At 65.5% G+C, this 25,151-nt stretch carries 21 protein-coding genes; 10 read left to right on the top strand and 11 right to left on the bottom strand.

Annotation, left to right across the window (positions count from 1 at the left end):
* Positions 1 to 214: 214 nt before the first annotated feature.
* The 3 genes from NU1_RS20150 to NU1_RS20140 form a co-directional block, all read right to left on the bottom strand.
* Positions 215 to 592, bottom strand: coding sequence for a nitroreductase family deazaflavin-dependent oxidoreductase (locus NU1_RS20150; protein ID WP_084521624.1), 378 nt, complete (start codon positions 590 to 592; stop codon positions 215 to 217).
* A 286-nt stretch (positions 593 to 878) separates the two neighbouring features.
* A complete protein-coding gene (locus NU1_RS20145; protein WP_067523322.1) occupies positions 879 to 1,553 on the bottom strand; it encodes an NAD(P)-dependent oxidoreductase in 675 nt (224 codons plus the stop codon).
* 46 nt (positions 1,554 to 1,599) lie between these two features.
* The gene (locus NU1_RS20140; protein WP_067523321.1) at positions 1,600 to 2,199 is read right to left on the bottom strand and encodes a TetR/AcrR family transcriptional regulator; all 600 of its coding nucleotides are present in this window, start codon (positions 2,197 to 2,199) and stop codon (positions 1,600 to 1,602) included.
* 111 nt (positions 2,200 to 2,310) lie between these two features.
* Here NU1_RS20140 and NU1_RS20135 point away from each other — a divergent pair, with 111 nt between their 5' ends.
* Together NU1_RS20135 and NU1_RS20130 are read left to right on the top strand one after the other, a co-directional pair.
* Positions 2,311 to 3,753 (top strand): FAD-binding oxidoreductase, encoded by a 1,443-nt coding sequence (locus NU1_RS20135; protein ID WP_084521623.1) that lies wholly within the window; start codon positions 2,311 to 2,313, stop codon positions 3,751 to 3,753.
* Positions 3,754 to 3,884: 131 nt separating this feature from the next.
* A complete protein-coding gene (locus NU1_RS20130) occupies positions 3,885 to 4,736 on the top strand; it encodes an alpha/beta fold hydrolase (protein ID WP_067523320.1) in 852 nt (283 codons plus the stop codon).
* A 51-nt stretch (positions 4,737 to 4,787) separates the two neighbouring features.
* On the opposite strand, the gene NU1_RS20125 is transcribed toward NU1_RS20130, so the two are convergent.
* Positions 4,788 to 6,866, bottom strand: a complete 2,079-nt coding sequence (locus tag NU1_RS20125; RefSeq protein WP_084521622.1) for a heparinase II/III family protein — start codon at positions 6,864 to 6,866, stop codon at positions 4,788 to 4,790.
* Positions 6,867 to 7,012: 146 nt separating this feature from the next.
* Between NU1_RS20125 and NU1_RS20120 the strand changes: the two genes are divergently transcribed.
* Positions 7,013 to 7,582, top strand: coding sequence for a DapH/DapD/GlmU-related protein (locus NU1_RS20120; protein WP_067523357.1), 570 nt, complete (start codon positions 7,013 to 7,015; stop codon positions 7,580 to 7,582).
* Positions 7,583 to 7,713: 131 nt separating this feature from the next.
* Entirely contained in the window at positions 7,714 to 9,573 is a 1,860-nt protein-coding gene (gene asnB / locus NU1_RS20115) for an asparagine synthase (glutamine-hydrolyzing) (protein ID WP_084521621.1), read from the top strand.
* Here asnB and NU1_RS20110 read toward each other — a convergent pair.
* The gene (locus NU1_RS20110; RefSeq protein ID WP_084521620.1) at positions 9,570 to 11,075 is read right to left on the bottom strand and encodes a sugar transferase; all 1,506 of its coding nucleotides are present in this window, start codon (positions 11,073 to 11,075) and stop codon (positions 9,570 to 9,572) included. The genes asnB and NU1_RS20110 overlap by 4 nt on opposite strands.
* 287 nt (positions 11,076 to 11,362) lie before the next feature.
* Between NU1_RS20110 and NU1_RS20105 the strand changes: the two genes are divergently transcribed.
* Both NU1_RS20105 and NU1_RS20100 read left to right on the top strand, forming a co-directional pair.
* On the top strand, positions 11,363 to 12,589 hold the full coding sequence (locus NU1_RS20105; RefSeq protein WP_067523318.1) for a cytochrome P450: 1,227 nt from the start codon (positions 11,363 to 11,365) through the stop codon (positions 12,587 to 12,589).
* A 124-nt stretch (positions 12,590 to 12,713) separates the two neighbouring features.
* Positions 12,714 to 13,442: a TetR/AcrR family transcriptional regulator gene (locus tag NU1_RS20100; protein ID WP_067523317.1), complete on the top strand. Its 729-nt coding sequence runs from the start codon at positions 12,714 to 12,716 to the stop codon at positions 13,440 to 13,442.
* Positions 13,443 to 13,456: 14 nt separating this feature from the next.
* Here NU1_RS20100 and NU1_RS20095 read toward each other — a convergent pair whose 3' ends face one another.
* Both NU1_RS20095 and NU1_RS20090 read right to left on the bottom strand, forming a co-directional pair.
* Entirely contained in the window at positions 13,457 to 13,597 is a 141-nt protein-coding gene (locus NU1_RS20095; protein WP_307644373.1) for a DUF397 domain-containing protein, read from the bottom strand.
* Between the two features lie 40 nt (positions 13,598 to 13,637).
* Complete coding sequence (locus tag NU1_RS20090) at positions 13,638 to 14,540, bottom strand: helix-turn-helix domain-containing protein (protein ID WP_067523315.1); 903 nt, start codon at positions 14,538 to 14,540, stop codon at positions 13,638 to 13,640.
* Positions 14,541 to 14,713: 173 nt separating this feature from the next.
* Between NU1_RS20090 and NU1_RS20085 the strand changes: the two genes are divergently transcribed.
* Positions 14,714 to 14,899: a hypothetical protein gene (locus tag NU1_RS20085; RefSeq protein WP_067523314.1), complete on the top strand. Its 186-nt coding sequence runs from the start codon at positions 14,714 to 14,716 to the stop codon at positions 14,897 to 14,899.
* Between the two features lie 119 nt (positions 14,900 to 15,018).
* Here NU1_RS20085 and NU1_RS20080 read toward each other — a convergent pair whose 3' ends face one another.
* Positions 15,019 to 16,467: a threonine/serine exporter family protein gene (locus NU1_RS20080; protein WP_067523313.1), complete on the bottom strand. Its 1,449-nt coding sequence runs from the start codon at positions 16,465 to 16,467 to the stop codon at positions 15,019 to 15,021.
* A 114-nt stretch (positions 16,468 to 16,581) separates the two neighbouring features.
* Here NU1_RS20080 and NU1_RS20075 point away from each other — a divergent pair, with 114 nt between their 5' ends.
* The gene (locus tag NU1_RS20075) at positions 16,582 to 18,495 is read left to right on the top strand and encodes an acyl-CoA dehydrogenase family protein (protein WP_067523354.1); all 1,914 of its coding nucleotides are present in this window, start codon (positions 16,582 to 16,584) and stop codon (positions 18,493 to 18,495) included.
* Positions 18,496 to 19,140: 645 nt separating this feature from the next.
* The gene (locus NU1_RS43355; RefSeq protein WP_245720208.1) at positions 19,141 to 20,091 is read left to right on the top strand and encodes a phosphatase PAP2 family protein; all 951 of its coding nucleotides are present in this window, start codon (positions 19,141 to 19,143) and stop codon (positions 20,089 to 20,091) included.
* Here the strand turns inward: NU1_RS43355 and NU1_RS20065 are convergent.
* The 3 genes from NU1_RS20065 to NU1_RS20055 form a co-directional block, all read right to left on the bottom strand.
* Positions 20,082 to 20,975, bottom strand: coding sequence for an NERD domain-containing protein (locus NU1_RS20065; protein WP_067523312.1), 894 nt, complete (start codon positions 20,973 to 20,975; stop codon positions 20,082 to 20,084). The two genes, NU1_RS43355 and NU1_RS20065, sit on opposite strands and share 10 nt — an antisense overlap.
* 95 nt (positions 20,976 to 21,070) lie before the next feature.
* The gene (locus tag NU1_RS20060; RefSeq protein WP_067523352.1) at positions 21,071 to 22,408 is read right to left on the bottom strand and encodes a DUF2252 domain-containing protein; all 1,338 of its coding nucleotides are present in this window, start codon (positions 22,406 to 22,408) and stop codon (positions 21,071 to 21,073) included.
* Between the two features lie 293 nt (positions 22,409 to 22,701).
* On the bottom strand, positions 22,702 to 24,375 hold the full coding sequence (locus NU1_RS20055; protein WP_067523311.1) for a GMC oxidoreductase: 1,674 nt from the start codon (positions 24,373 to 24,375) through the stop codon (positions 22,702 to 22,704).
* Positions 24,376 to 24,525: 150 nt separating this feature from the next.
* On the opposite strand from NU1_RS20055, the gene NU1_RS20050 reads away from it, so the two are divergent.
* Positions 24,526 to 25,137 carry a CDP-alcohol phosphatidyltransferase family protein gene (locus NU1_RS20050; RefSeq protein WP_067523310.1) on the top strand — a complete coding sequence of 204 codons (612 nt, stop codon included), beginning with the start codon at positions 24,526 to 24,528 and terminating at the stop codon, positions 25,135 to 25,137.
* Positions 25,138 to 25,151 lie beyond the last annotated feature (14 nt).

The following is a 25,151-nucleotide window of genomic DNA, read 5'->3' as shown; positions in this document are numbered from 1 at the left end:
AGGTGTCGAATGCATGTTCGAATTCTATCGCGTCCAGCGGGCGACACGCTAGCGAATTGTTCCCTCTACCAGCGCTTTCGCGTGTCGCAACTGATCATGCGACCGCTTCCGTCCCGGCCCATGTTCGGGACGATCTGAGTCGTATTGATCGAATCTGGAGCGAGTTGGCCGAGGAATGGAAAGATCGCAAACAGAAGGACCTCGGTGGCGGCCGCTACTCGCGCGGCTCGAGGATTACGATCGGGATCTTGCGGCCTCGCGTGATGCGTTGGAAGAATTCGTAGCCGGGATAGAACGCAACACACCTCTGCCACAAGCTATCTCGCTCCGCATCCGTCGCGACTCGCGCCCGGACCCGCTGTACCGCCGAGTCGATCTGAATTGTGGTGTCCGGGTTCGCCTTCAGGTTGTGGAACCAGGCCGGATGGGTCGGCTGCCCGCCTTTCGACGCCACTACCGCAACGAATTCACCCTCATCGTGGTACATCAGCGGAGATGTCCGGTGGATCCCGCTCTTGGCGCCGATGTGGTCGAGGAGCAGGATGCGAGCCGAAGGCCACCCCGGGAGGTGGCCGCCGATTCTTCCATTGATCGCCGATAGCCGGCCACGTGCAGCTTCGTCGAACGTCGCCCCAGATAGACCCCGTGTTTGTTGGCGAATTGCGAACTCGACGTCACCAGTCTCGTAAACAACGGCGGGCGTGACCGTGCTCCTGCCCTCAACTCGCCGTTACTGTCGGGCCGGCCCGTACTGGACATTATGAGTACCTCCCCGATGCTGAACTACTACAGCCGATAGTAGATCGCAGCGCGCTCGGCCGAAAGCCCTTCTGTGGCAGCACTGTCCGGCATGGATTGTCTCGGTCCGCAGCGTGGGGTCAGCGACGGAAGCTGTCGGTGAGGCGGGGAGTTCCGGTAGTGGTGATCACGTCGACGCACCCGCCGACATTCGTGTTCTCGATGGCCTCGCGCAACAGTGCGTCGGCGAGATCGGCGCGTGAGGTGTATCGGCCGGGAATGCTCGAGGGCGCCATGGTGTAATCGGTGATCGCGGTGCCATCGAAGAGCCCGGAGGCACGGACGATCGTCCAGTCGAGGTCACTGTTCTTGACATCCGCTTCCATCCGTCGCATATCGGCGTACGCGGTCCGCCCCAATGTGAGCAGGATGGGGAGGAGCAGCGTTCGGAAAACGAAGGTTTCCCCCGGGGCCGCGGTACCGGCGACGCAGACCGAACTGACGCAGACCAGGCGCTTCACGCCAGCAACCGTCATTGCCCCCATAATATTTCCCACGCCCTCGGTAAATATCGAGACGGGCTTCAGGGTGTAGGTTCCGCCGAGTACCGATATCAAAGCATCGTGTCCAGTTACCGCTCGCGTGACCGAGGTGGTGTCCCGCGCATCCGCGCGCACGACTCGCAGGCTCGGATCGGTGAAGGGGAAATCGTCGGGACGGCGGACCGCGGCGGTAACTTGCTGCCCCCTGCCTATTGCCTGACGAATTACATTGATACCGGTTGGACCGTTGGCACCGAATACGGCAATCTTCATTTTGTCCCCTGCATCATGCGTATTCCAATGTGAAAGCTAATGATCTTCACCCTGTCAATAGCGGAACGATCAGCGAATCGATGATGCGCTCGTAGTAGGTGCCGTCCAGCGCCTCTCCGAGATCGAGCAGTCGGTAGAAGATCATCGCGGGAACGACATCCGCGATCAGCTCCGTATCCACCCCGTCGGCGATTTCCCCACGTTCGCGTGCCCGTTCGACGATGGCGGCGTAGGCCGCCCGGCGCGGCTCGGCGATTACCTGTTCGACGGTTTCGCGTAGCTGTGGATCGCGGTTGATGGAGGCAGCGATCGCGGACAGGATCGCATCGCGCGGGCCGCTCCGGTCGAGATACATGGCTCCCACGGCGATCAGGTCGGATCGGAGGCTACCGGTGTCGGGCGGTGGTTCATTCCAGGCCAGCATCCGAACCGCGTCGCGAACCAGCTCTGACTTGTCTTTCCAGCGTCGGTAGACGGTGGCCCGGCTCGCTCCCGCTCGGGCGGCGACGGAATCCATTGTCAGCCGGTCATATCCGACCTCGGGCAGGATCTCGCTGACGGCTGCCAGCAGCGCGCGGTCCCGATCCGGATCCCGGGGGCGACCGCCGGTCTTCGGCCTGGTGGCATCGTCCTGTGGTGTCGACACGAGGTGAGCGTAACTCTCTCGGGCTTACGAAACAAGTGTGTTCTGTATCGTATTTCCGGTAACGAAACAGTCTTGTACCGTTTCGTAATGGACCGTACGGAAGGAAGTGCCATGAGCACAGGTCAGGGCGGAAAATACGAAGACTTCGAGCTGAACCGCCGCCGCTTGTTCGCGGTCGGCGGGGGATTCCTAGCGGCCGCGTGTGCGACGGATACTTCCGGGCCGCACGCCGCCGACGACAGCGGGCTGCGATCCGCTGTCCGCGGTCGCGTGCTACTGCCCGTCGACAATGGCTTCGACCAAGCCCGCAAGCCGTGGAATCTCACGGTCGACCAGTCTGTGCGCGCCGTCGTCGAACTCGCCGATGCCGACGATGCGTCGGCGCTGATCCGATATGCGCAGGACGCCGGTCGAGTATTGGCGGTGCAGCCGAATGGTCATAACCCTTCGCGCGCTGTGGACGGAACGATTCTGGTGCGCACCAACCGATTGAACGAGGTGCGGATCGATCCAGGTACTCGATCCGCACGGGTCGGCGCGGGAGTCACCTGGGGGCAGGTGCAGGCGGCGGCCAGCCCGCACGGGTTGACCGGAGTGGCAGGCAGCTCTCCGGCGGTCGGCGTCACCGGCTACACCCTCGGTGGCGGATTGAGCTGGTTCGCACGGCGATTCGGCTGGGCCTGCGACAGCGCCACCGCCTTCGACATCGTCGATGCCGACGGTCGGACACGGCGAGTCACCGCATCGTCCGAGCCGGATCTGTTCTGGGCGCTGCGGGGTGGTGGCGGCGACTACGCGCTGGTCACGGCGCTCGAGTTTGCGCTGTATCCGGTATCCGGCCTCTACGGCGGAAAGATGCTCTGGCCCGTCGAAAGTGCCCCGCAGGTAATGGCGGCGTTTCGAGAGATCACCGCGGCGGCACCCGACGAGCTGACCCTCTGGTGGAGCCTCCTGCGAATGGACGGCGCACCACCAATGGTCGGCATCGACACGACCTATCTCGGCGACGCGTCGGCGGGCCGGGCACTATTGCGATCGTTCGACAGCATCGGCGGGCGAATCGCCGATACTCGCAGGCTCATGCCGACTGCCGATTTGGGCGATACTGTCGGCGAACCTACCGATCCCAGCCCGATTCGCTCGCACGTCGAGCTGCTGAACGGGCTGACCGACTCCGATGTCGAGACCCTGCTGACCAAATCGATGGAACCCCTGGGCGCCATCCAGATTCGCCACCTCGGCGGTGCGCTCACACGCCCCTCGGACAGCCCGCCGGGGGGCGTCGCCGCCCCGTACTACATCAGCCTCATCGGCAGTCAGGGGACACCGGACGCGGCGGCGGCCAACGAGAACCGGATCCAGGAATACCTCGCCGCGCTCGCTCGATCACGTAGTCGGCGCACGCCGCTCAGCTTGCTGAGCCCAGTGCAGACGGCGATCGATGCACTCGATCCGGGCATTCTGAATCGACTGCGCGCAATCAAGAGCAGTTGGGACCCGAATGGCGTGTTCCGCAGCAACTTCCCGGTGCTGGATCCAGTGGCCGGACGCTGAGTCGCCCTGGCTGGGCGGATCGAATGCGTTGCGGCGCACAGTGCGTGATGGGTCAGCCGCAACCGAGTAGTGACAGAGCCGAGGCGGGCCGATTTCGGTCTGCCGGAGGGATGAACAAAGGAGACAGTGAAATGTTCGAGGTACAGCTTTCAGCGGGTGTCATCGAGTACGAGGACACCGGTGGGGATGGACCGGTGTTGGTCTTCATCCACGGACTGATCATGGACGGTTCGGGCTGGCGGCATGTAGTGGCCCGGCTGCGGACCGAATACCGGTGCATCGTCCCGACCTGGCCGTTGGGCGGACATCGAAAGCCCATGAACGAGGACGGGGATCTGTCCTTCCTCGGTATAGCCGGGTTGGTCGGGGACTTCCTCACGGCACTCGATCTGCGGAATGTCACCTTGGTCCAAAACGATTGGGGCGGTGCGCAGCTCCTGCTCGGCACGCGAGGCAGCGATCGCGTTGGCCGACTCGTACTGACCTCGTGTGAGGCCTTCGACAACTATCCGCCCAAGCCTGCTCGCCTCATTGTCGCCGCTGCGAAGGTGCCCGGCGGGCTGCGCATCGTCATGGCGGTGCTCGGCACCCGCCTCGGGCGGCGCGGCCCCGGCACCTGGGGGTGGATGAGCAAGCGCCCGGTGCCGAAGGAGGTGATCGACGCGTGGTTCCGCCCGGCGACAGTCGATCGCGATATTCGTCGGGATCTGGCCAAGTACTTGAACACGGTGCCGTCGCGTGCCGAACTGCTCGAGATCGCGGAGCGCAATGCGGCCTTCACCGGACCGGTGCTGATCGTCTGGGCGACCGAGGACAAGATGATGCCGGTCGCGCATGCCCGCCGCCTGGCCGGACTCTATCCCGACGCTCGACTGGTGGAGATCGAGGACAGCTACACGCTGCTGCCCGAAGATCAGCCCGAGCGGCTTGCCGAAACCATCGGCGAGTTCCTCGCTGCCACGGCGGACACGTCCCGTCAGTAGGCGGGCTGGCCCATTTAAGGGGATGCTTCGCTGAGTTCGGCCGGGATACGTTCATCGATCCGGGGTGCCGAGTTCTGCCGCTCCGTCGAGTCGGGTGTCGATGGCCAGTGCGCGGGGCGTCTCGCCGTCCATCCATCGCACGCGGATGTCGGCGTCCGTCAGTGTGACCCGCAATCCACGGATCGATGTGGCGTCGCCACCGAACACGGTGACGATAACGAAAGGTGCTGTGCCGGAAGACCGCGCGCCGATCAACCAGGACGGCGTGCGGGCCTCCAGGCGCTCCGACCACCAGCCGATTTGATTCTGCTCGTCGCCACGGATCTGGTTGGGCTCGAACCCAACCGTCGATGCGTAGGCGGCCGCCAGGACGGTGTCACCCGCACGACTCACGATATGACCGCCATCGACCGGACGAACGTCGAGCCTTGGATGCAGCGGCCACGAGGCCTGAGCCGAGTGAATTCCGTTGCCTGACAACAGGTCTACCACTACAATTTCGCGGCCATCCGGCGGTGCGACCAACCAGCGCCGATGGACCACCGGATCGGACAGGCGGCGGTAACCGTTGTGTTCGGCATCCACCACACCCCGGTCGAGGTCGACCGCCCGGACTCGCACCTCGGCGTGCTCACTCCACAGAAATGGGCCGCCGACCACGGACTGATCCAGGTCATCGACGGTTACCGTGGGATGCGCACGCGTGCTGCGGTGGGCGGCGCGCCAGTTGGGATGCCCGTAGTAGCTGGCGGTTCCGGGATCGCCGATGACGTCGCCGCCGTCAATGGCGAGCGTGACCGACAGGGCGTCGGCGTGTCCGTGGGCGGCGATCGACAGGTAGCCCAGCGGGCCGGCATCCATGGTGACGCGACGACCGGGCGAGCGGAGGACCACCAGGCCGCCGTCTGGTGCGTAGGCGCTTTGGGGGGGTATCTGGGATACAACGGATTTCAACCCGAGCGCGGCACGCAGCCACGCGGCGGTGATGCTCGGGGTAGCCGCGCGGGCGGCGGTCGGTTCGGGTACGGCCGCATCGGCGATACCGAGGTGTTCGCGCACCGTTCGGACCTCTTCGGGGCCCAGCCGCAGCGCGAATCCGCCGTCATCGTCGCCATACCGCGGCTGCGGATCGCTGTCGCCCACCAGCAGGGCGAGGTATCGCGAGCTACGGTCGATCACCGCGCCCATGCGATGCGGGGGGTCACCGCGCAGCGCCAAGAGTGTGTACACCACCAGCAACAGCTCCACCGTGAACAGTTGATAGGCGATGGCCTGCTCTGCCCCGGCCCCGTCGGGCAGAATCTGCCGATCGCCGTGTTCGGTCAGTAGTGCGAGCGCGTCCCGCTCCCAGCGCCCGGCGGCGGGCAACTCCGGAAAGAGGATTGCCACCACCGCCAGCCCGGTCATCTCACCGATCAGATGATTGTTCGCCGAGCTGAACAGGGATCGATCCACCCAGCAGCGGCGCGCGCTCTCACCGAGCAGCGTGAGGATTCGCGCGTAGCGCTGCGGCGTCAAACCCGGTGCGTCGCGCAGACCCTGGAGCGCGACCGCCACCGACACGGCGCGAATACCGCATTCGAACGCACCGCGCCACGCGATGCCCGCGCCGGGTTGCTGCTGTTCGATCCAACTGTCGAGGTGCTCGAAGGCGGCGTCCGCGAAGCGGTCCTCGCCGGTGAACAGCCACGCCTGCGCCAGCCACGGCAGGTGCTGGAGCCGGTTCAACTCCCAGATCCACTTCGGATCACTCGCCGCGGTGCGGTGGTCGATCCGCTCGGAATCCATACTCGGCCACTGTGTTCCGGTCAGCGGGTCGTAGTGCCAATCGATGGGCGAACCAAGACAGACCGGCGGGTATCCGAAGTACCGCACGTCCCCGGCGAGTACACGCTCGGCGGCTTCGATCACCGCCTGCGCCGCGTCCTGATGCTGTGCGGCAATGAGCTTGGCGTGCGTCCGATCGAGCAATACCGGGCCGTCCCCGGCGCGGAACCGCCCCAGCAGCACATCCCAATCCGGGCGTTCGCGCCCGAACAGCGCATCACCCGCGGACTGCCAGGTGACCCGCCGGGCAATCAGGCGTTGCCGCAATTGTCCGGAGCGCCAAAGGATCTCCGGCCCGCTCATCGATCGGAGACGATGGAGATACCAGACCAGCTGACTCAAGACGCCCTCCCGGCAGAGCTTACGACGCACCCCGCGTACGAAGACGGTAGGACGTTACCGTGCGATTCGGTTGAAAACCGGTGGAGCGGTGGGGGATCATCAGCGGCGTGATCGACTCCAAGGAGAGTCTTCGGCGCTACCTCGCTGAGGATCTCGCGGCACACGGGCTGTCGCGATGGCGCGGGCACTACCGGCTCACCCGGCGGATCGTCTATTTTCAGTGGTTGCTCCGCAAATCCGAGTACTGGGCAAATGTGCGGACCGATCCCATCGGCCGGGTAGTCTTCACCTGGTACGCGCTGCGGGCCAAACTGCTCGGTGAGCGGCTCGGGTTCACGGTGCCGCGCAATGTGTTCGGGCCGGGATTGTCGATCGCGCATGTCGGGCTGCTCACGGTGAACAGCGGTACGCGGGTGGGAGCGCGGTGCCGGGTCCATCAGGGCGTCACGCTCGGCAATGGCACGGACGACCGCTGTCCGGTGCTCGGCGATGATGTCTTTCTCGGTCCCAATGCCATAGTTCTCGGTGCCAGCGTCGGAAATGGGGTGGAGGTCCGGGCCGGAGCCGTGGTCATCCGGGATGTGCCGGACGGTGTGCACGTCGCGGGGGTACCCGCGAAGATCATCGCCGGATCGGACGAAGGTCGCATTTCGAATGTTCAGGGGCCGGTCCGCTGAGCGGATGAATTGCGAATTTGTAAAAGCCACAGGAGGTTTGGGCGGTTCTCACCGGGTACCTACCGCGACTACCCTGGCAGACGAGGCCGGTGCAGGGGGAACTGTGACGGTCGAGGCGAAGTGGAGACGATGTGTGCGGAATAGCCGGTGTACGCCGGTTCGACGGCGCTCCGGTCAGCGGGGAACTGCTCGCCGAGATGGGTCGGCGGCTGCGGCACCGCGGCCCCGACGATCACGGTGTGTGGTGCGCCGACTCCGTCGGCTTCGCGCATACCCGGCTGTCGATTATCGATCTGGCGGGATCGGCGCAGCCCATGGCGGGTGCGGGGGGAACGACGCACCTCACCTTCAATGGGGAGATCCTGAACTATCGGGAACTACGCGACCGGCTCACCTATCCGTTCACCACGCGCGGCGATACCGAGGTACTGCTCGCGGTGTACGAGAAGTACGGACCCGCCGGTGTCGCCGAACTGCGCGGCCAATTCGCCTATGCGATCCACGATTCCGGGACCGGCGAAACCCATCTGTTTCGCGACCGCCTGGGCATCCTCCCGCTGTACTACTACGCCACCGATGAGGTTTTCGCGTTCGCCTCGGAGATCAAGGCGCTGTTCCCGGTAATGGGTGCGCCGCGGGTCGATACAGCGAGCCTGCACGACTTCCTGGCGCATCGGTCGGTTCCCGCGCCCTACACCTTCTTCGACGGTGTGCGGAAGGTGCCGCAGGGGCACCATCTGACCGTGCGCGCCGATGGCACCATCGATATCGCAGCCTACTGGCAGCTGCCGGACGAGTCCGAGATTCTCGATGTCACGCCCCGGGCGGCGATCGATCTGCTCGACGACGCGCTGCAATCGGCGGTGCGCGATGCGCTCGTCGCGGATGTTCCGGTCGGGGCCTACCTATCCGGCGGCGTCGACAGCAGTCTCATCTGCGCACTGGTGGCGAAGCAGCGCGGTGGCGAAGGGCTGCACACCTTCTCGGCGGGTTTCGGCGATGACCGCGTCGATGAGACGGGATGGGCGCGGATGGCGGCCGAACTCGTCGGCAGCGATCACCACGAAACCACCATTACCGCCAATAACTTTCAGGACGACTGGGCCCGGCTGAGCTGGCATCGGGATTCGCCGCTGTCGGAGCCCGCCGATGTCGCGGTGTACCGGCTCGCCGAACTCGCCCGCGAACATGTGAAGGTGGTGCTCTCCGGCGAGGGCAGCGACGAACTGTTCGGCGGGTACCCGAAATACCGATTCGCGCGCGCCACCCGCCTGGCGGGTGCGGTCCCGGGATTGCCCCTGCGGATATTGGAGGGGCGTTTGCCCGCGCATCAGGCCCGATTGCGGGTCGCGGTGCGCGCGCTGTCCGAACCCACCTACGTCGAACGTATGCGCGGCTGGTTCGCACCGTTCACCGCCCGCGAACGCGACCAACTCCTCAGCGGTCCGCCCGGCCGCAGTGTGCTCGACCCGTACCTGGACGGCCACGGAGACGCGTTGCGCCGCATGCTCTACGCCGACGTCCACACCTGGCTCGCGGATAATCTCCTCGAACGCGGCGACCGCATGTCCATGGCGGCCTCGCTCGAGCTGCGACCGCCCTTCCTCGACCACCGCGTCGCCGAACTCGCCTTCCGGTTGCCCAGCAAGGTGAAGGTGCGCGGCGGTACCACCAAATGGGTGGTCAAAGAGCTGGCCCGCCACCACCTTCCGGCGGAGCTGGTGGATCGGCCCAAGGTCGGCTTCAAAGTGCCCTTGGACGCCTGGTTTCGGGGCCATCTCCGCGAGATGGCCTTCGATCTACTGGCCGGTCCCTCCTCGTTCGTGGGTGCGAATTTCGACCCGGCCGCCGTGCGCCGCCTGCTCGAAGATCACACCTCCGGCGATCGTGACGAACAGCCGCGCATCTGGACCCTGCTCTCGCTCGAGGTCTGGCACCGCGAACTACAGCGCCACATCACCGGGGCCGCATCGGCCGGTGTGACCGACTAGTACGCGCCCTCGCTGCGGGCCACCGCGGAAATCGTCTTCTTGATGATCAGCAGGTCCTGCACCATCGACCAGTTCTCGACGTAGGTGAGGTCGAGGCGGACCGATTCGTCCCAGGACAGGTCGGAGCGGCCCGATACCTGCCACAGGCCCGTGACACCCGGCTTGACCAGTAGTCGCCGCTTGACCTTGCCGTCGTAGCGCTCCACCTCGCAGCGCAGTGGCGGGCGCGGTCCGACCACGCTCATATCGCCGCGGAGCACATTGATGAACTGTGGCAGCTCGTCGAGGCTGTATTTGCGCAGGATGCGGCCGACCGGGGTCACGCGCGGATCCGCGCGCAGTTTGAACAGCGGCCCGGCTCCGTCGTTCGCCGGCAGTAGTTCGGCGAGATCCCTATCGGCGTCCGCGTACATGCTCCGGAACTTGATCATGCGAAATGGTGTGCCGTGCAGACCGATTCGTTCGGATCGGTAGAAGACCGGACCACGACTGGTCGCCTTGACGGCCACGGCCGCGGCGACCATGACCGGGGAGACGGCGAGCAGTGCGGCCGCGGCGAAGGCGAAGTCGAATACCGCGTGTCCGAATGACCGCGCCCGGTCGTATTGCGGCTTCTCGATGTGCAGGAGCGGGAGATTGGCGACCGGTCGGATGGACAGCCGCTGATCGGCGATATCCATGACACCGGGGGTGACCACCAGTTCGACGCCGAGCGGCGCCAGCTTCCAGAGCAGATCGTTGATACCCGCGGTGCCGAGTTGTTCGGTCGCCGCGATCGCGACGGTATCGGCGCCGGTCGCGGTGACCGCGTCGAGGACCGACGTCCATTCGCCGACGATCGGCAGGTCGGACTCATCGGTCTCGGCCTCGATCGGATCGCCGCCACCGGGGGTGTAGACGCCGACGACGCAGTACCCGACGCCGGGATCGCGGTCGAAACAGCGCATGATCTCGCGCGCCGAATCGCGACGGCCGACGACCAGGACCGAGGTGAGATACCGCCCGGACGCCCGCCGCCGGGCCGCGAACTTGCGCCAGTACAGCCTGTTCAGAATGAGCCCCGCCACCCCGACCGGGAAGGCGACGGCCAGGTAGCCGCGGGCGAATTCGATTCGCAGCAGCAGTGAGACGATCGCGATCAGCCCGAACAGCCGCATGGTCGCCGCGATCAGCCGGCGGTACTCCTCGGGACCGGTGCCGATCGCGGTCGGCGACCAGGTATTGCCCACGGCGAGGAATCCCACCCAGGTCAGCGCCAACAGTACCGAGATGACCGAGTAACCGATGCGCGCGTCACCCGCCCAGTCCAGGGGCGCGTCATTGTTCGGGCCGCCGAACCGGATGAGCTGTGCCAGCGCGATGGCGCCGCAGACGACGAGGGCGTCGGTAATGCGTAGTCGCCGTACGTATTCCGCCTGCCAGCGGCCCTTTTCGGACTTCTGGTACAGGGTACGGCGAGGGGGCAGATCGAGAGGCGGATCCTGATTGGTCTGTAAGGCCATTGAAGGAGCTCCATCATGACGCACACGCACTAGCCTCGGTAGCTGTCCCTCCGACCGGACGTCCGAGCTGAATACTACTGGTTTCGGTATCCGGGCGGTGGGCATTACCGTTTCGATCTTCAGACCGAATGGTTTGGACGCCAATGGGTTTCGCTGGTCCGGTATGTCGGTGCCGTGCGTAGCTCGGCGGCCGGGGACACATCAAGTGAACGGGATTTACTAATAGGTGTTCACAAAACCGGGTGTGGTGTGGTTCACTCCTAGGAACGTGTTCCAAAGGAGGTACCGTGTCCGCGCCGTCCATTCCCACCGGGTTCGATTTCACCGATCCGGAGCTGTTCGCCAAGCGTCTGCCCGTGGAGGAGTTCGCTGAGCTCCGCCGCACCGCCCCCATCTTCTGGAATCCGCAAGCCGATGGCGTCAGCGGATTCGACACCGGTGGTTACTGGGTGGTCACCAAACTCGATGACGTCAAGGAGATCTCGAAGCACTCCGAGATCTACTCCTCGGAGGAGAACACCGCGGTTATCCGCTTCAACGCCGATATCACCCGCGATGAGATCGAGATCCAGCGCCACCTGCTGCTGAACCAGGACCCCCCGCGGCACACCAAGCTGCGCCGCACCATCTCCAAGGGTTTCACGCCCCGCGCCGTGGAGTCGCTGCGCAATGCGCTGCGCGAGCGCGCCGAGCGAATCGTGCACGAGGCCAAGAAGAGTGGCGGCGGCGACTTCGTCGAGCAGATTGCCTGTGAGTTGCCGCTCCAGGCGATCGCCGAGCTCATCGGCGTACCGCAGGAGGACCGCGGCAAGATCTTCAACTGGACCAACCAGATGATCTCCTACGACGATCCGGATTTCGAAGGTGACCACAAGATGGCCACCGCCGAGGTCATGGGCTACGCGTGGAACCTCGCCGAGGAGAAGCGCAAGTGCCCCATGGACGATATCGCCACGACCTTGCTCAATGCCGATATCAATGGTGAGGGTCTGGCGTCGGACGAATTCGCCTGGTTCGTCATTCTGCTCGCCGTCGCGGGCAATGAGACCACCCGCAATGCCATCACCCACGGTATGAAGGCGTTCGTAGACCACCCGGATCAGTGGGAGATCTACAAGGAGCAGCGTCCGCGCACCGCTCCCGACGAGATCGTCCGCTGGGCCACGCCGGTTATCTCGTTCCAGCGCACCGCCCTGGAGGACACCGTGCTCAGTGGTGTGGAGATCAAGAAGGGCCAGCGCGTCGGAATGTTCTACTCCGCCGCCAACTTCGACGAAGATCACTTCGAGAACCCGTTCCAGTTCGACGTGCTCCGCAAGAACAACCCACATGTGGGCTTCGGTGGCACCGGAACGCACTACTGTGTAGGGGCCAACCTGGCGCGCCTGGAAATCGACCTCATGTTCAATGCGATCGCGGACGTGATGCCGAACCTGCGCCAGATCTCCGAGCCGACGCGCCTGCGCTCGGGGTGGCTCAACGGCATCAAGAGCTGGCAGGTCGCGTACGAATGAGTGGTCAGGCCCGGAGGCGGCAGTCTGCGTAACCACGTAGGGCCCCGCTCATTCGGCATGTCTGCAGCGTGAAGCTAGCTCGCGTCACTACGCGGGACCCAGCACATTCGACACGGAGACGACTATGAGTGATACGCGCCGACGCGGCCGGGTGCCAGCGGTGAGCGATGCCGATATCCGGCGCGTCGCGCGATCACTGCTGGTCGAGATGGGGCCCGACGCGGTAACGCTGCGGGCCATCGCGCGGGAGTTGGGGATTACGGCTCCCGCGCTGTACCGGTATTACGAAAGCCGCGACGATCTGGTCGCCGCTGTTCGCCTGGATGTGTGCGCCGATCTGGCGCTGGATATATCGAAGGCCCTGGAGGGCCAGCCCGATGACGCCATGATCCGGTTCTTCGAGGTATGCCGCGGTTTTCGGCGGTGGGCGCTGCATCACCCGCAGGAATTCACGCTGGTCTTCGCCTCGCCCGCAGCGGCCAGCGGCTCCAGTGCCATGCGGCAATTCGGCGAACCGGTCGGGCGGTTGTTCCTGGAGGCCGCTGGCCGCCTGCTCGCCGACTACGACGTGGTCACCCCGCCGGTCGAGGCGATTCCGCCCGAGCTGCGCGACGACCTCATCCGCTTCCAGACGGATCTGCTTGCGGTACTCGCCGAATCCGGCCAGAAGTTCCCGGCCGAGAAGCTGAACCTCGGTGTGAGTTACGTGATGATTCAATTCTGGGCGCGGCTGTACGGACACGTGACACTGGAGGCATTCGGCAACTACCCGATCGCGGTGGCACATCCGGATGTGCTGTTCGACACCACACTGATCGATATCGGTCGCAGTATCGGACTTGCCGAGTCCTGAGTCGGTCGCCGCGGCTACCGCAGGTCGAACTTCCCCGAGCGCACACCCGCGACGAAGTCGTCCCATTCGCCGGGCCCGAAAATCAGGGCCGGACCGGTCGGATCTTTCGAATCCCGCACGCCGACAGTGCTTCCCGTCAGGTGCGCGGCTTCCACGCACGCATCTTGATTCGCTGACCGCCTACTTTTGAACCAGCTAGCTCCGAACAGGTCGTTGCTCACGCCGCATCTCCCTTGCTATCTCGGTCACCAGATCTCTGGTATCGCTCTCATCCAACGCGACCCGGGTTATCTCTGCAATAGCTGCCCTGTACTGCTGAATCTCGTTGTCGCGATCGAGATATAGGGCTCCGGTGTATCCCTCCACGTAGACGACCGGAGGTTCGGTCCATTTGGTCTCCCGGTGTAGTGGGAACTCGAGGAGGACGAAGTGGCCGACCTGTAGCCCGGCCCAACTGCCCACACTTCGAGGGATTACCCGAACCGATGCGTTCTGACGCCTGCTGATTCCCATGAGGTGCGCGAGTTGCTCGGCCATAACCGCCGGACCGCCGACGTGATGGTGCAGGGCCGCCTCCGACAGCAGGACATTCAACGCGAATTCGCTGTCGGCGAGCCGGTGCTGGCGTTTGACCATCAACTCGACCCGCCGTTCCACCTCGGCCGTGGTCATCTGCGGATGCACCGTCCACACCATCGCGCGGCGATAATCGGCGGTCTGGACCAGGCCCGGTAAGAGGTTGCACTGGAAGCTGGTTATCCGTTTCGCGGCTTCCTCGAGACCCATGTACAGGTCGAAATGCGCTGGCACCATGGCTCCGTACGAGTGCCACCAGCCAGACCGCTTGGTCTCGGCTACCAATCCGAGTAACGCCGCCGTGTCATCGTCCGAAGCACCGTAGAGGGCGCACAGCGCTCGAATATAGATATCCTTCAACTTGACCGACTGCCCACCCTCGAGCCGCCACATGGTCTGCGCCGAAACCTCAATGGCGCGACAGCCTTCGGCCACCGATACCCCCGCGGCCTCTCGGAGCTGACGTAGCTGTCGACCCAGCATTCTGCGCGGAACAGTTGAGCCGGAACCACCTTCGGTCATTAGCTCACCTCATGACGGTGCTGGATTTTGGAATTGTTTTCGCACCGAGATTGGAAGACCGGGCAAGTCTCCCGTCAGTAGCTCACTGAAATCTTCCAACAGGCAACCCCCGGATGTCTACTGATGGTGTGCCCGGGATCCCACACCAATCCCCAAGGGAAGGAACCCAACCGATGTACGGCCTCCCGCCGACCAACCATCTTCCGCTCTCCGTCATGACCGTCGGCTACGCCCACGCGATCATGCAAGCACATATCGACTGCCCGATCGCCGCCTGCCCCGTCAAGCGTCAGGCCAAAGCCCGCCTCGTCGAGGCCAAACACCTGGTCCCCGCGGGGGTCGATTACACCATCGCCTGATCCGATCCGGGCGTCGCCGAGCCATCGGCCCGGTGCCTTCCCGGATTCTCGCCCACCCGTTGACGTTTCGGCTCAGCGCGGGCGGCCGGTCGAGCGACCCATCCAGCTCGACCTACCCCTCATCGCCGTGGTGACTGGCCCGCCGGAGGCTGTTTACGGGTGACCTTGCGGATGCGGGGGCGGCGAATTGTGCCGAAGCGCTGCAGGATTCGGGGTTGGCGCAGGGAGCGGGCGAACCATTCGCCGAGCGTTACGCCGGCGGCCAGGGCGCCGCCTACGGCGAAGGCGCTGAAGAGTTGGTTGAGGCCCAGGAGCTGTTGGTCGTTGAGGATGGCGTTGAGACCTCGGTAGACCTTGAGGCCCGGGAGCAGGGGAGTGATACCGGCTACCGCGATGACCAGGGGCGGGGTCAGGGAGCGGCGGGCCATCAGACCACCCGCGAGACCTACGACGATGGCGGCCGCACCGGAGGAGACGACCGGGCCGAAACCTGTTTCCTGGACCAGCAGAAAGAAGATGGTGGCGGCGCCCCCGCTGACCGCGGCGGCGGTCAGGGCGCGGCGTTCGGCGTAGCAGGCGAGGGCGAAGGCCAGCGATGCCACGGCACCGGCCAGAACTTTCAGCGGCCAGTCGGTGAGGTCACGGTTGAGGGCCATATCGATGGCGGGGACGGTCGCGCCGAGGAGTACGGACATACGCAGTGCCAGCACGATTCCCGCGATAATGCCGCAGGTCATCATGAGGACTTCGAGGATGCGGGCGGATGCGGTGATGGGTGCGCCGGTAATGGCGTCCTCGACCGCGCCGACGAGCTGTAATCCGGCGAGCAGCACGGCGATTCCGGCCGCGATGATGAGCGACGGGTCGATACTCAGATGCCCCGCGAAGGTGGACATCAGCACGGCGGGGATGGCCGCGATGAAACCGCCCGTCATATGTTGGAAGAAGAAGGGCAGGCCGCGGCCGTTGAGGATGCGGTTGGTGCGGTCGATCGCGGCCGTGGTCGCGAAACTCAGCAGCGCCACCAGCCAGCCGCCGCCGAGGAGCAGCGCGATACTCGCCGCCATGAGTGCCCAACCGGCCGTGGCCACCCACCGTTTATAGGGGTGCGGGGCCGAAGTGATTTCGTCGAGCGCGGCCAGCGCTTCCTCGGGCGGCACCATCTCCCGGCGGATGCGGCGAGTTAGCCGGTCGACGGCGGCTAGTCGGGTGAAGTCCAGCGACCGGTAGTGCACCACGCGCATGGTGCTGGCGGGCGGCAGCTTCGGCCCACGATCGGCGGAGATACGGATGGCGTTGTAGGTGACGTCGATATCGGTCTTGTCCAGGCCATAGGTGGAGGCGATGAACTGGATCTGGATGGTGGTATCGATCACCGACGTACCGGCGGCGAGAACCACCTCGCCCACGCGTTCGGCCAGGTCGAGTACCTCGGTGACGCTGGCATCGTCGGTCAGGTCGATCGGCTGCAGCGGAGAGGGGGCCTCGGTGACCGCGTCGACGGTGGCGAGCCGATCGGCGGTCAACAGTCCCGCGACATCGGGCAGCCAGCGCCGCCAACCGCGCATACCCGTAGGCTGACCCGCAGCTCCGGTTGCCGAATCGTTGCTCACATCGGAAAAAGGTACACGGGTGCGGTAAGTCATCCATTCGAGCGTAACCCCGCCGGTAGGGTGGCGATCATGGCGACCGATGCGGACCGTATTGCGGACGAACTACGTGCGGCCCTGGACGGCCCCTGGCGGGAGGTCCGGGAAAAGGCGCGCGAACATCTCGACGACGAACGCCTCTACGGCGACCCCTACCTCGATTACAAGGCGGCACGAGCCCGCGTCCTGGATCAGATGCACCTCGTCTCGACCTTCGGCTGGGCCGAAAAGGGCTTCAAGCTCGGCCACGGCGGTGGGAACGACCCCGGTGCGGCCGTCACGGCACTGGAGATGCTGGCCTACACCGATCTCTCGCTGTGGGTGAAATGCGGTGTGCAGTGGGGACTTTTCGGCGGCGCGGTGGAAAACCTCGGCACCGAACGCCACACCCCGTATATCGAACAGCTGATAACCCTCGACCTGCTCGGCTGCTTCGCCATGACCGAAACCGGTCACGGCAGCGATGTGGCCAATCTCGAAACCACCGCCACCTACGATCCGGCGACCCAGGAATTCGTGGTGCACAGCCCGACCCCGTCGGCGCGGAAGGACTACATCGGCGGCGCGGCCGAACATGCCCGCATGGCAGCGGTTTTCGCGCAGCTGATCACCGGCGGTGAAGGTCGCGGCGTGCATTGTTTCCTGGTGCCCATTCGCGACGAGCAGGGCAATGACCTGCCGGGCGTCACCACCTCCGATGACGGGCTCAAGGGTGGCCTCCCCGGCGTCGACAATGGGCGAATTGTATTCGACCAGGTACGCATTCCGCGCGAGAATCTGCTGAACCGCTATGCCGATGTGGACCCCGACGGCACCTACAGCTCCGAGATCGAGAATCCGAGCCGCCGATTCTTCACCACCCTGGGCACCCTGGTGCGCGGTCGCGTGAGCGTCGGGGGAGCCGCGGCGGCGGGTGCCCGGGTCGCCCTGAGCATCGCGGTCCGCTACGCCGAACAGCGCCGTCAGTTCGCCGATCCCGATACCGGCGAAGAGACCGTGCTGCTCGACTACCGCAGCCATCAGCGCCGACTGCTGCCGCTGGTGGCGCGGTCCTACGCCCTGGCCTTCGCGCAGAACGATCTCGTCCGCCGTATGCACCTGGTGCAGACCGGCCAAGATCAGGACCCGAGTGCGCAGCGTGCGCTCGAAAAGCGCGCCGCCGGATTCAAGGTCGCGCAGACCCGCCACGCCACCCGCGCCATTCAGGAATGCCGTGAGGCCTGCGGCGGCGCGGGCTACCTCACCGAAAACCGCCTCGTCACGCTGAAAGCCGACACCGACGTCTTCACCACCTTCGAAGGTGACAATGTCGTGCTGACCCAGCTGGTGGCGAAGGAACTGCTCACCGCCTACTCCGATGAGGTCCGTGACCTCGACGCGCTCGGCTGGGTTCGCTTCGCCGCCACCATGGCTCGCGACCGGGTCCGCGAACACTCCGGGGTGCGTCAGCTGATCCAACGCCTGCGAGATCGCTCCGACGAGACCGTCGACGACGCCGACCTGTCCCGTCGCGATGTCCAGTTGGCCCTGTTCGCCGACCGGGAGGACTACCTGGTCCGCACCGCCGGACATCGACTCCAGGCCCGCGCCAAGGAAACCGGTCCGTTCGAGGCGTTCAACAACGCCCAGGACCACATTCTGATGGCGGGTACCGCCCATATCGACCGCCTCGTGCTGGAGGCCTTCATCGAAGGTATCGCCGCGATCGAGGATCCCGAGGCCCGCGAATTGGCCGACCGGGTGTGCGACCTGTACGTCTACACCACCATCGAGGAGAATCAGGCCTGGTACATCATGCACCGCTTCATGTCGGCGGAGCGGGCGAAAGCGGTGCGCCGCGGCGTGAACGAACTCGTCGACCGCCTGCGCCCGCAGGCCACGACGCTCATAGCCGGTATGGGCGTGCCGGAGAACATGCTGCACGCCGCCATGCTGAATCCGGCCTGATTCAGCGGGGCTCCAAGGACCGGGCCGGTTGGTGAGCGTGGGGCGGGAGCACCCAACTCGCCACCGGCTCGGTCAGCCGCACGGTCACCGATGACGGGGCCGGTGAACGGCTCACCTGGCCGGGCAATTGTTGCGGTGCGGGGCTACCCGCCGTGGAGTAGTCGTGGTGCGGGGCTATCCGGCCGGGCAGTGGTTACAGTGCGGGGTCACCCGGCCGGGAGTGATAGTGGTTCGGGGTGAGCCCGAGCACCATCAGGGCAGCGCGGGGGTCGGCCTGGGACGCCGAGCAGTCCGATGGTGCGGTCATACAGGTGGATCTGGGTCGCAATGCCGCGCGCAAGCGGCGTTTCGACTACCCGGTTGATCGAATCCACCTTCATACCCCGGTATGGGCACCGCGATCCGGAGGTCTCCGCGCACCTGGGCGCGGCCGCTGCTGAACACGGCCGCGCTTCGAGAGCGATCCCCACCTTCGCCTTCGTCATTCCGGCGCGCTCTGGCCGGAATCCACCCCCGTAGTAGTGGATCCCGGCCAAAAGCATGCCGGGATGACGGGTTGCTGTGCCGACACCGCGCCGCCCACCTCGATAGGGCGCGGGCTAGCCTCACGTTCGGCAGCTGCTCGCCCATCGCTATCGTTCACCCGTGTCCGAACGACTCGAACCGTCGCCCGACTCCGGAGCGCTCTCCACGAGCGACGCCGTCAGCACGCCCCAGATGACCACCGTGCCCGAGGCAGCCACTGCGGCTGAGGCGACGACCACTGTGCCCGAGGCGGCTACTGCGGCTGAGGCGGCTACTGCGGCCGCGAATACCGGTGTGCCCGCGAAGGTCACCGCGGCTGAGGTGGCGACCGCGGCTGAGGTGGCGACCGTAGCTGAGGTGGCGACCGTAGCCGAGGTGGCGACCGTAGCCGAGACGGCCACCGTAGCTGAGACGGTCACCGTAGCCGAGGTGGCGACCGCGGCTGAGACGGCCGCTGTGCCTGCGACGGTCACCGCTTCCTTACTTATGCGCGCGGCCCTGCCCCTGCTCGCCCTGTGCGCGGCCCTGCTCACCGTCGCGCTGCCGTTGTCATTCCCCGCCGATGGCGGACCGACCGGCCTCGATACCTGGTTCGAGGACCGTCTCGACGGCGATACCGGTCTCTATCGCGTCCTGGTGGCACCGAGCAACACCTACATCGTCATCCCGCTGCTCCTGGCGGGTGCGGCGTGGTTCGCGTATCGGCGACTGTGGTGGCGGGCCGGATTCATCCTGCTCGCACCGGAATTCGCCATTATCGTGAACTCTCTGCTGCTGAAACCGCTCTGGGATCGACCGCTGCAGCACTATCTCGCCTACCCGAGCGGGCATACCGTGCACCTGGTCGCGGTCATTACCGCCATTGCCCTGGCGAGTGAGTCGCGCCGGGCGCGAACCGGCATCGCCGCCGTCACCGCCGTGGTCATCGCGCCAGCGGTGACGGTCGGCATGATCGGTCTCGGCTACCACCACGCCACCGATGTACTCGGTGGCGCCGCGGCGGCCGTCGCCATGGTGACCGTTCTCTATCTACCGGTCCGCCGCGTCCAGGCTCGGAGCGCTCACCCGTAGGTCAGCAGCGCGGCAATGATGAACCACAGCACCCACAGCACCGCCACGATCATGCCGATGGTCAAGAGCGCGCGCATGAACCCGCGCCCGATATCGATATCGCCCCTTTCGCGCGGATACAGCTTCGTCGGGCTGTACCAGGGCACCGGAATCCGGACGCGGCGCCGCTGTTGGGCTTCGCGCTCCAGCCGTGCCTGCTCCTCGGCGAAAGCCTCGGCCTGAGCCTGCTGTGGCCCGCCGTGCCAGAGCGTGATGTCGACCGGACCGAGGAAACCCTCGTTCAGCAGGTCCTGCGGTGCGGGCAGAAACGGCAGAATCCCGAGCCCGCGGAATGCCCACGCCACATCATTGGCCGACCACTGTGGGCGGCCTCGCGAGGACAGCGCCTCGAAATACTCGCGCAGCCGATTCGGATCATCACCGAGCAGCACCTCGAAGCTCGGGTCGCTCCACAGCTGTGTCACCTTCACCTTGGAACCCGGCGGCGGCACCACCAGTACCGCCCCGTGTACCACCCGCTGGCCGAGACCGCGCTCGGCCAGCCAGTTCTGCAGTGCGAAGGTGTGATCGCGGGATTTGTCCAGGGGTGTGCGGCGGTCCCCGCCCTCGAAGGTGATGATCTTCTCGGCGACCCGCCACGGCCCGCTCAAGGGCACTTCGAGGGTGCCCTCGAGCTTTTCGACCAGTGCCTCGGTCTCGACCACCACACAGCTGGTCGGCGTCCACACCACCACATCGAAGGGGTAGAGCCGATCACCGTGGAAGAGGCTGCAATTCACGGTGGCGACGCCGTGCGGATCGCCGCTGCCCTTCCAGGTGCGCAGCCAGTCGATCAGCACCTTCTCGGCATGGGTGCCGGCGGGGTTCTGCACTCGAACGAGCATCGGCTTCGCACCCTTCTCGTCGATTGATAGTCGAAATGGTACGGAGGGTGGGAGCCTCCGGGTCAGATTTACCGCGGCCGTGTGTGTCGGTCGGATCAGTCGGTCGCGGCGGTGAGCCGCCCGTCCTTCACGGCGGCCACCAGTTCGGCGTGATCGGCCTCGGTGCGGTCGGCGTAGCGCACCGCGAACCGCGCCACCGCCTCATCGAGGGCCTCGCCGTCCTCCAGATACCCGGCCAGCAGTCGCGGATCGACCGAACGCGCATGCGCCCGCGCCAACAGCGCGCCCGCCAGCCGACCGTAATCGTCGAGGTGATCGGCATCGAGCGCCGAAGGATCGATACCGCCCTTGAGATTTCGGAACTGGCGCACGATGAACGGCAACTCCCGCCCGTTCACCCGCAGTGTGGTCCATCCCAGCAGAATATCGGTCTCGGCCTGAACTGCCCTGGCCCCCTGCACGATTCGCTCACCCTCATGCCGGGTCGGGACCGGCGGCAGGTATGGCGTCAAGGTCGACGGAGTGGCCTGTTTGAGCTGCAGTACCAGCGCCTCGTCGCCATTGCCGTGCAGTAGCGCCAGATAGCTGTGCAGGCCGACACTGCCGGTGCCGACCACACGGAAGGCGATGTCCGACAGCGAATATCGCGAAATCAGCAATCGTCGTGACTCGCGCAGGGTGCCGACGTATGCGGTGAGACCGTCGATCACCGCATCGGTGACCGCGGCGTCCACGGTGGTGAGGATCGGCGGATCGGGCACGAATTTCCGTTTGACGATTCCGGTTTCGTGCCCCTCGAGGTGTTCGGTCCACTTCCTGGCGACCTTGGCGCTGGTGTTCTTACGCGCCTTTTTGGCGGCCTCGCGGAAATCGTCGAGGAGGGCGTCGGCGCTGGCCTGCCCGAGCGCCGATTCATCGGCCAGGGCGGTCCAGGAGGACAGGAACGGCTGCTCCGCCAATTCGGCGATGGTGGCCCGATACGACTGCACCGCGTCGCGGGCCGCGTCGAGGCAATTGTCCGCGTCGGCGTCGCCCTCCCGCCCGGCCAGCACCAGACTGGCGGCGAGCCGCTCCAGATCCCACTCCCACGGCCCTCGAACGGTCTCGTCGAAGTCATTGATATCCATCACGATCTTGCCGCGCGAAGTCCCGTAGAAACCGAAGTTCGCCGCGTGAGCGTCGCCGCACAGCTGCGCGTCGAGCCCGCTCACCGGCCCGGCCGCCAGATCCGCCGCCATCAGTCCGGCCGCGCCCCGGAAGAACGAGAACGGCGAGGCCGCCATCCGCCCGATGCGCAGTGGGATGAGGTGGTCCAGGCGGCCCCGATTGCTGGCCTCGATGAAGTCCAGTACCGCGGGCCGGTCGGCGGCGGCCGCGCGGTCCCGCACTCGCACGGGTACACATTCACGCAGTTCCCGCCCCCGGTTCCGCATCTCGTCCGCGGAAACGGCGGCGCGGAAGTCGATCACGTTGGAGCACACGAGAAATCAACCTACCGTCGCGACCACTGATGTGCGATCTCCCGTCGTCCCGGGGACGAGTGCTCGGCCATCCCGCCGTGCCGCTCCTTTCTAGTCATCGCGGCGTGCTGCTGGTTTCTCGTCTCTCGTCATGCCGGCGTGCTTTTGGCCGGGATCCATTACTCGATCAGAGGTGGATTCCGGCCAAAAGCGTGCCGGAATGACGGGGGCGGTACGTGCCGGAATAGCGGGAAGGGGTAGAGGTGTCAGCCCGGGAAGATCGGCAGCCGCAGTGCGCCCGGCGCGGAGTCCGGCACCGTCGCCCGCTGCGGACGTACCGGCGCGATCCGCCGATACGGTTGCCCCAGCTCCGGTCGCGGATCGGACTCATTGCGATTGGGCCAGAACGCCATCGCCCGCTCGGCCTGCGCGGTAATGGTCAGCGACGGATTCACACCCAGGTTGGCCGTCACCGCCGACCCGTCCGCGATATGCAGACCCGGATGTCCGAACACCCGCTGATACGGATCCACCACCCCGGTCTGCGGATCCTGACCGATCACACAGCCACCGATGTAGTGCGCGGTCGCGGGGATATTGAAGACATCCATGATCAGCGACTGCACATCGCCGTCGACCTTCTCGCCGAACCGCCGGCCCACGTCGTGGGCTAGCGGAATCCAGGTCGGATTCGGTTCGCCCATGCCCTGTTTGGTCTTCAGCTGTCCCCAGCGTCGGAATGAGGTCAGCGAATTGTCGAGGGACTGCATGACCAGCAGAATCACCGACTTCTCCGAGGCTCGTCGCGCATTGAGGCTGCGCGCGAACACGATCGGGTGCAACAGCATGGCGAGCAGGAACCGCAGGAACCGGAACGCGCCACCGTCCACGATCGGCACCGACAGCGGGAACAGGCCGTTCTGCCCCTTGCCGTAGTGGCATACCTCGACGTGGGTATTGGGTTCGGGGTGGATCGACGACGTGATGGCGATACCCTCGGCGAAATCGTCGCGGGCCTTGCTCACCACATTGAGAATGGCCTCGGAGTTGGAGCGGGTCAGCTCGCCCAGTCGCGGTGACAGGTTCGGCAGCACCCCCTCGTCGCGCATCTTGTGCAGCAGCTTCTGGGTGCCCAGCGCCGCCGCGGCGAAGACCACCTGGTCGGTGGTGAATACCTTGCGATCCTTGCGCAGCCAGCGATCGGCGCGCTGGGTCTCGATGGCGTAACCACCCCCGACAATGGGGCGCACGGAGGTGGCCTCGGTCAGTTCGAAGACCTGCGCCCCGGCCTGTTCGGCGAGGTAGAGGTAGTTCTTCACGGTGGTGTTCTTGGCATTGTGCGGGCAGCCGGTCATACAGCGCGCGCAATGGACGCAGCCGCTGCGGCGCGGCCCCACCCCGCCGAAGTACGGGTCGTCCACCTCCACGCCCGGGTTCTCCTCATTGAAGAACACGCCCACATTCGTGGGGTGGAAGGTATCGGCGACACCGAGATCTTCTGCGACGGAACGAATCACCTCATCGGCGGGCGTCATCCGCGGATTCGGTCCCACGCCCAGCATGCGCTGCGCCTGGTCGTAGTAGGGCGCGAGTTCGGAGCGCCAGTCGGTGATATGGGCCCACTGCCGGTCGGTGTAGAACTCCGGCAGCGGCTCGTAGAGGGTATTGCCGTAGATCAGCGATCCGCCGCCCACCCCCGAGGCGGAGAAGACCGCGCACTTGCCTAGCACGCTGATGCGCTGGGTGCCGGTCATTCCCAGTCGCGGTGCCCAAATCGCTTTGCGCACATTCCAGTTCGTCTTCGGCAGGTTCTCCGGAGTCCAGCGGCGGCCCGATTCGAGCACCGCCACCCGATACCCCTTCTCGGTCAGCCGCAGCGCACTCACGCTGCCGCCGAATCCGGAACCGATCACGACGACGTCATAGTCGAAGTCGGGCATTGGTCTTCCTCTCACACTGCCCAGATGAAATAAAAGCCGAGTCATTCTCTCATCCGGTCGGAATGATCGAGACCATACCGCTCTCGCCGCACGCTCGGCCTTCGGCGTGCCCGGATGGCGATACCGCAATGATTGGGGTATGCACGGCCTGTGACAAGTGAACGGAATGCCGAGCCGGTTCTCGGCGACCGCATTCTCACCGTGCCCAACGCGCTGAGCGTGCTGCGGCTGATCGGCGTTCCGGTCTTCCTGTGGTTGTTGTTGGTCCGCGAGGCCGACGGGTGGGCGTTCGCCCTCCTGGTGGTGAGCGGGTTCACCGACTTCCTCGACGGGAAGCTGGCCCGGCTGTTGGATCAGGCCTCCCGACTCGGCGCCATTCTGGACCCCCTGGTGGATCGGCTCTATCTGCTGGCGACCGTGGGTGGCTTCCTGATCCGCGGCATTCTGCCGTGGTGGGTGGTCGCCATTATCGTCGGCCGCGATCTGATCTTGACCCTCACGCTGACGGTCTACAAACGTCGCGAGCTACCCCCGCCCGACGTCATCTACCTGGGCAAAGCCGCCACATTCGCGCTCATGTCCGCGCTGCCGTGGTGGTTGGCCGGTCAGATGGACTGGGCGGCTGCGGGTTTCAGCAAAGCGTTCGGTGGGGCATTCTTGATCTGGGGCACGGCGGTCTACGTCTGGACCGGCATCCTCTACGTCGGCAAAGCCATTGCCGTGGCCCGCTCGATACCGGCCGTGCCGCACCGAAACCCGTAGCGGATAGGGTGTTG

Source organism: Nocardia uniformis NBRC 13702, assembly GCF_001613345.1.
Classification (GTDB): domain Bacteria; phylum Actinomycetota; class Actinomycetes; order Mycobacteriales; family Mycobacteriaceae; genus Nocardia; species Nocardia uniformis.
This window is presented reverse-complemented; position numbering and strand designations above follow the sequence as displayed.

Bases quoted from the DNA above. Each gene is read 5' to 3' on its own strand.
- NU1_RS20110 (WP_084521620.1), bottom strand. From the start codon at position 11,075: ATGGCCTTACAGACCAATCAGGATCCGCCTCTCGATCTGCCCCCTCGC.
- NU1_RS20055 (WP_067523311.1), bottom strand. From the start codon at position 24,375: ATGCCCGACTTCGACTATGACGTCGTCGTGATCGGTTCCGGATTCGGC.
- NU1_RS20125 (WP_084521622.1), bottom strand. From the start codon at position 6,866: ATGAGCGGGCCGGAGATCCTTTGGCGCTCCGGACAATTGCGGCAACGC.
- NU1_RS20145 (WP_067523322.1), bottom strand. From the start codon at position 1,553: ATGAAGATTGCCGTATTCGGTGCCAACGGTCCAACCGGTATCAATGTA.
- NU1_RS20130 (WP_067523320.1), top strand. From the start codon at position 3,885: ATGTTCGAGGTACAGCTTTCAGCGGGTGTCATCGAGTACGAGGACACC.
- NU1_RS20075 (WP_067523354.1), top strand. From the start codon at position 16,582: ATGGCGACCGATGCGGACCGTATTGCGGACGAACTACGTGCGGCCCTG.
- NU1_RS20090 (WP_067523315.1), bottom strand. From the start codon at position 14,540: ATGACCGAAGGTGGTTCCGGCTCAACTGTTCCGCGCAGAATGCTGGGT.
- NU1_RS20080 (WP_067523313.1), bottom strand. From the start codon at position 16,467: ATGCGCGGTTGGCGGCGCTGGCTGCCCGATGTCGCGGGACTGTTGACC.
- NU1_RS20100 (WP_067523317.1), top strand. From the start codon at position 12,714: ATGAGTGATACGCGCCGACGCGGCCGGGTGCCAGCGGTGAGCGATGCC.
- NU1_RS20065 (WP_067523312.1), bottom strand. From the start codon at position 20,975: ATGCTCGTTCGAGTGCAGAACCCCGCCGGCACCCATGCCGAGAAGGTG.
- NU1_RS20060 (WP_067523352.1), bottom strand. From the start codon at position 22,408: ATGCGGAACCGGGGGCGGGAACTGCGTGAATGTGTACCCGTGCGAGTG.
- NU1_RS20085 (WP_067523314.1), top strand. From the start codon at position 14,714: ATGTACGGCCTCCCGCCGACCAACCATCTTCCGCTCTCCGTCATGACC.
- NU1_RS20135 (WP_084521623.1), top strand. From the start codon at position 2,311: ATGAGCACAGGTCAGGGCGGAAAATACGAAGACTTCGAGCTGAACCGC.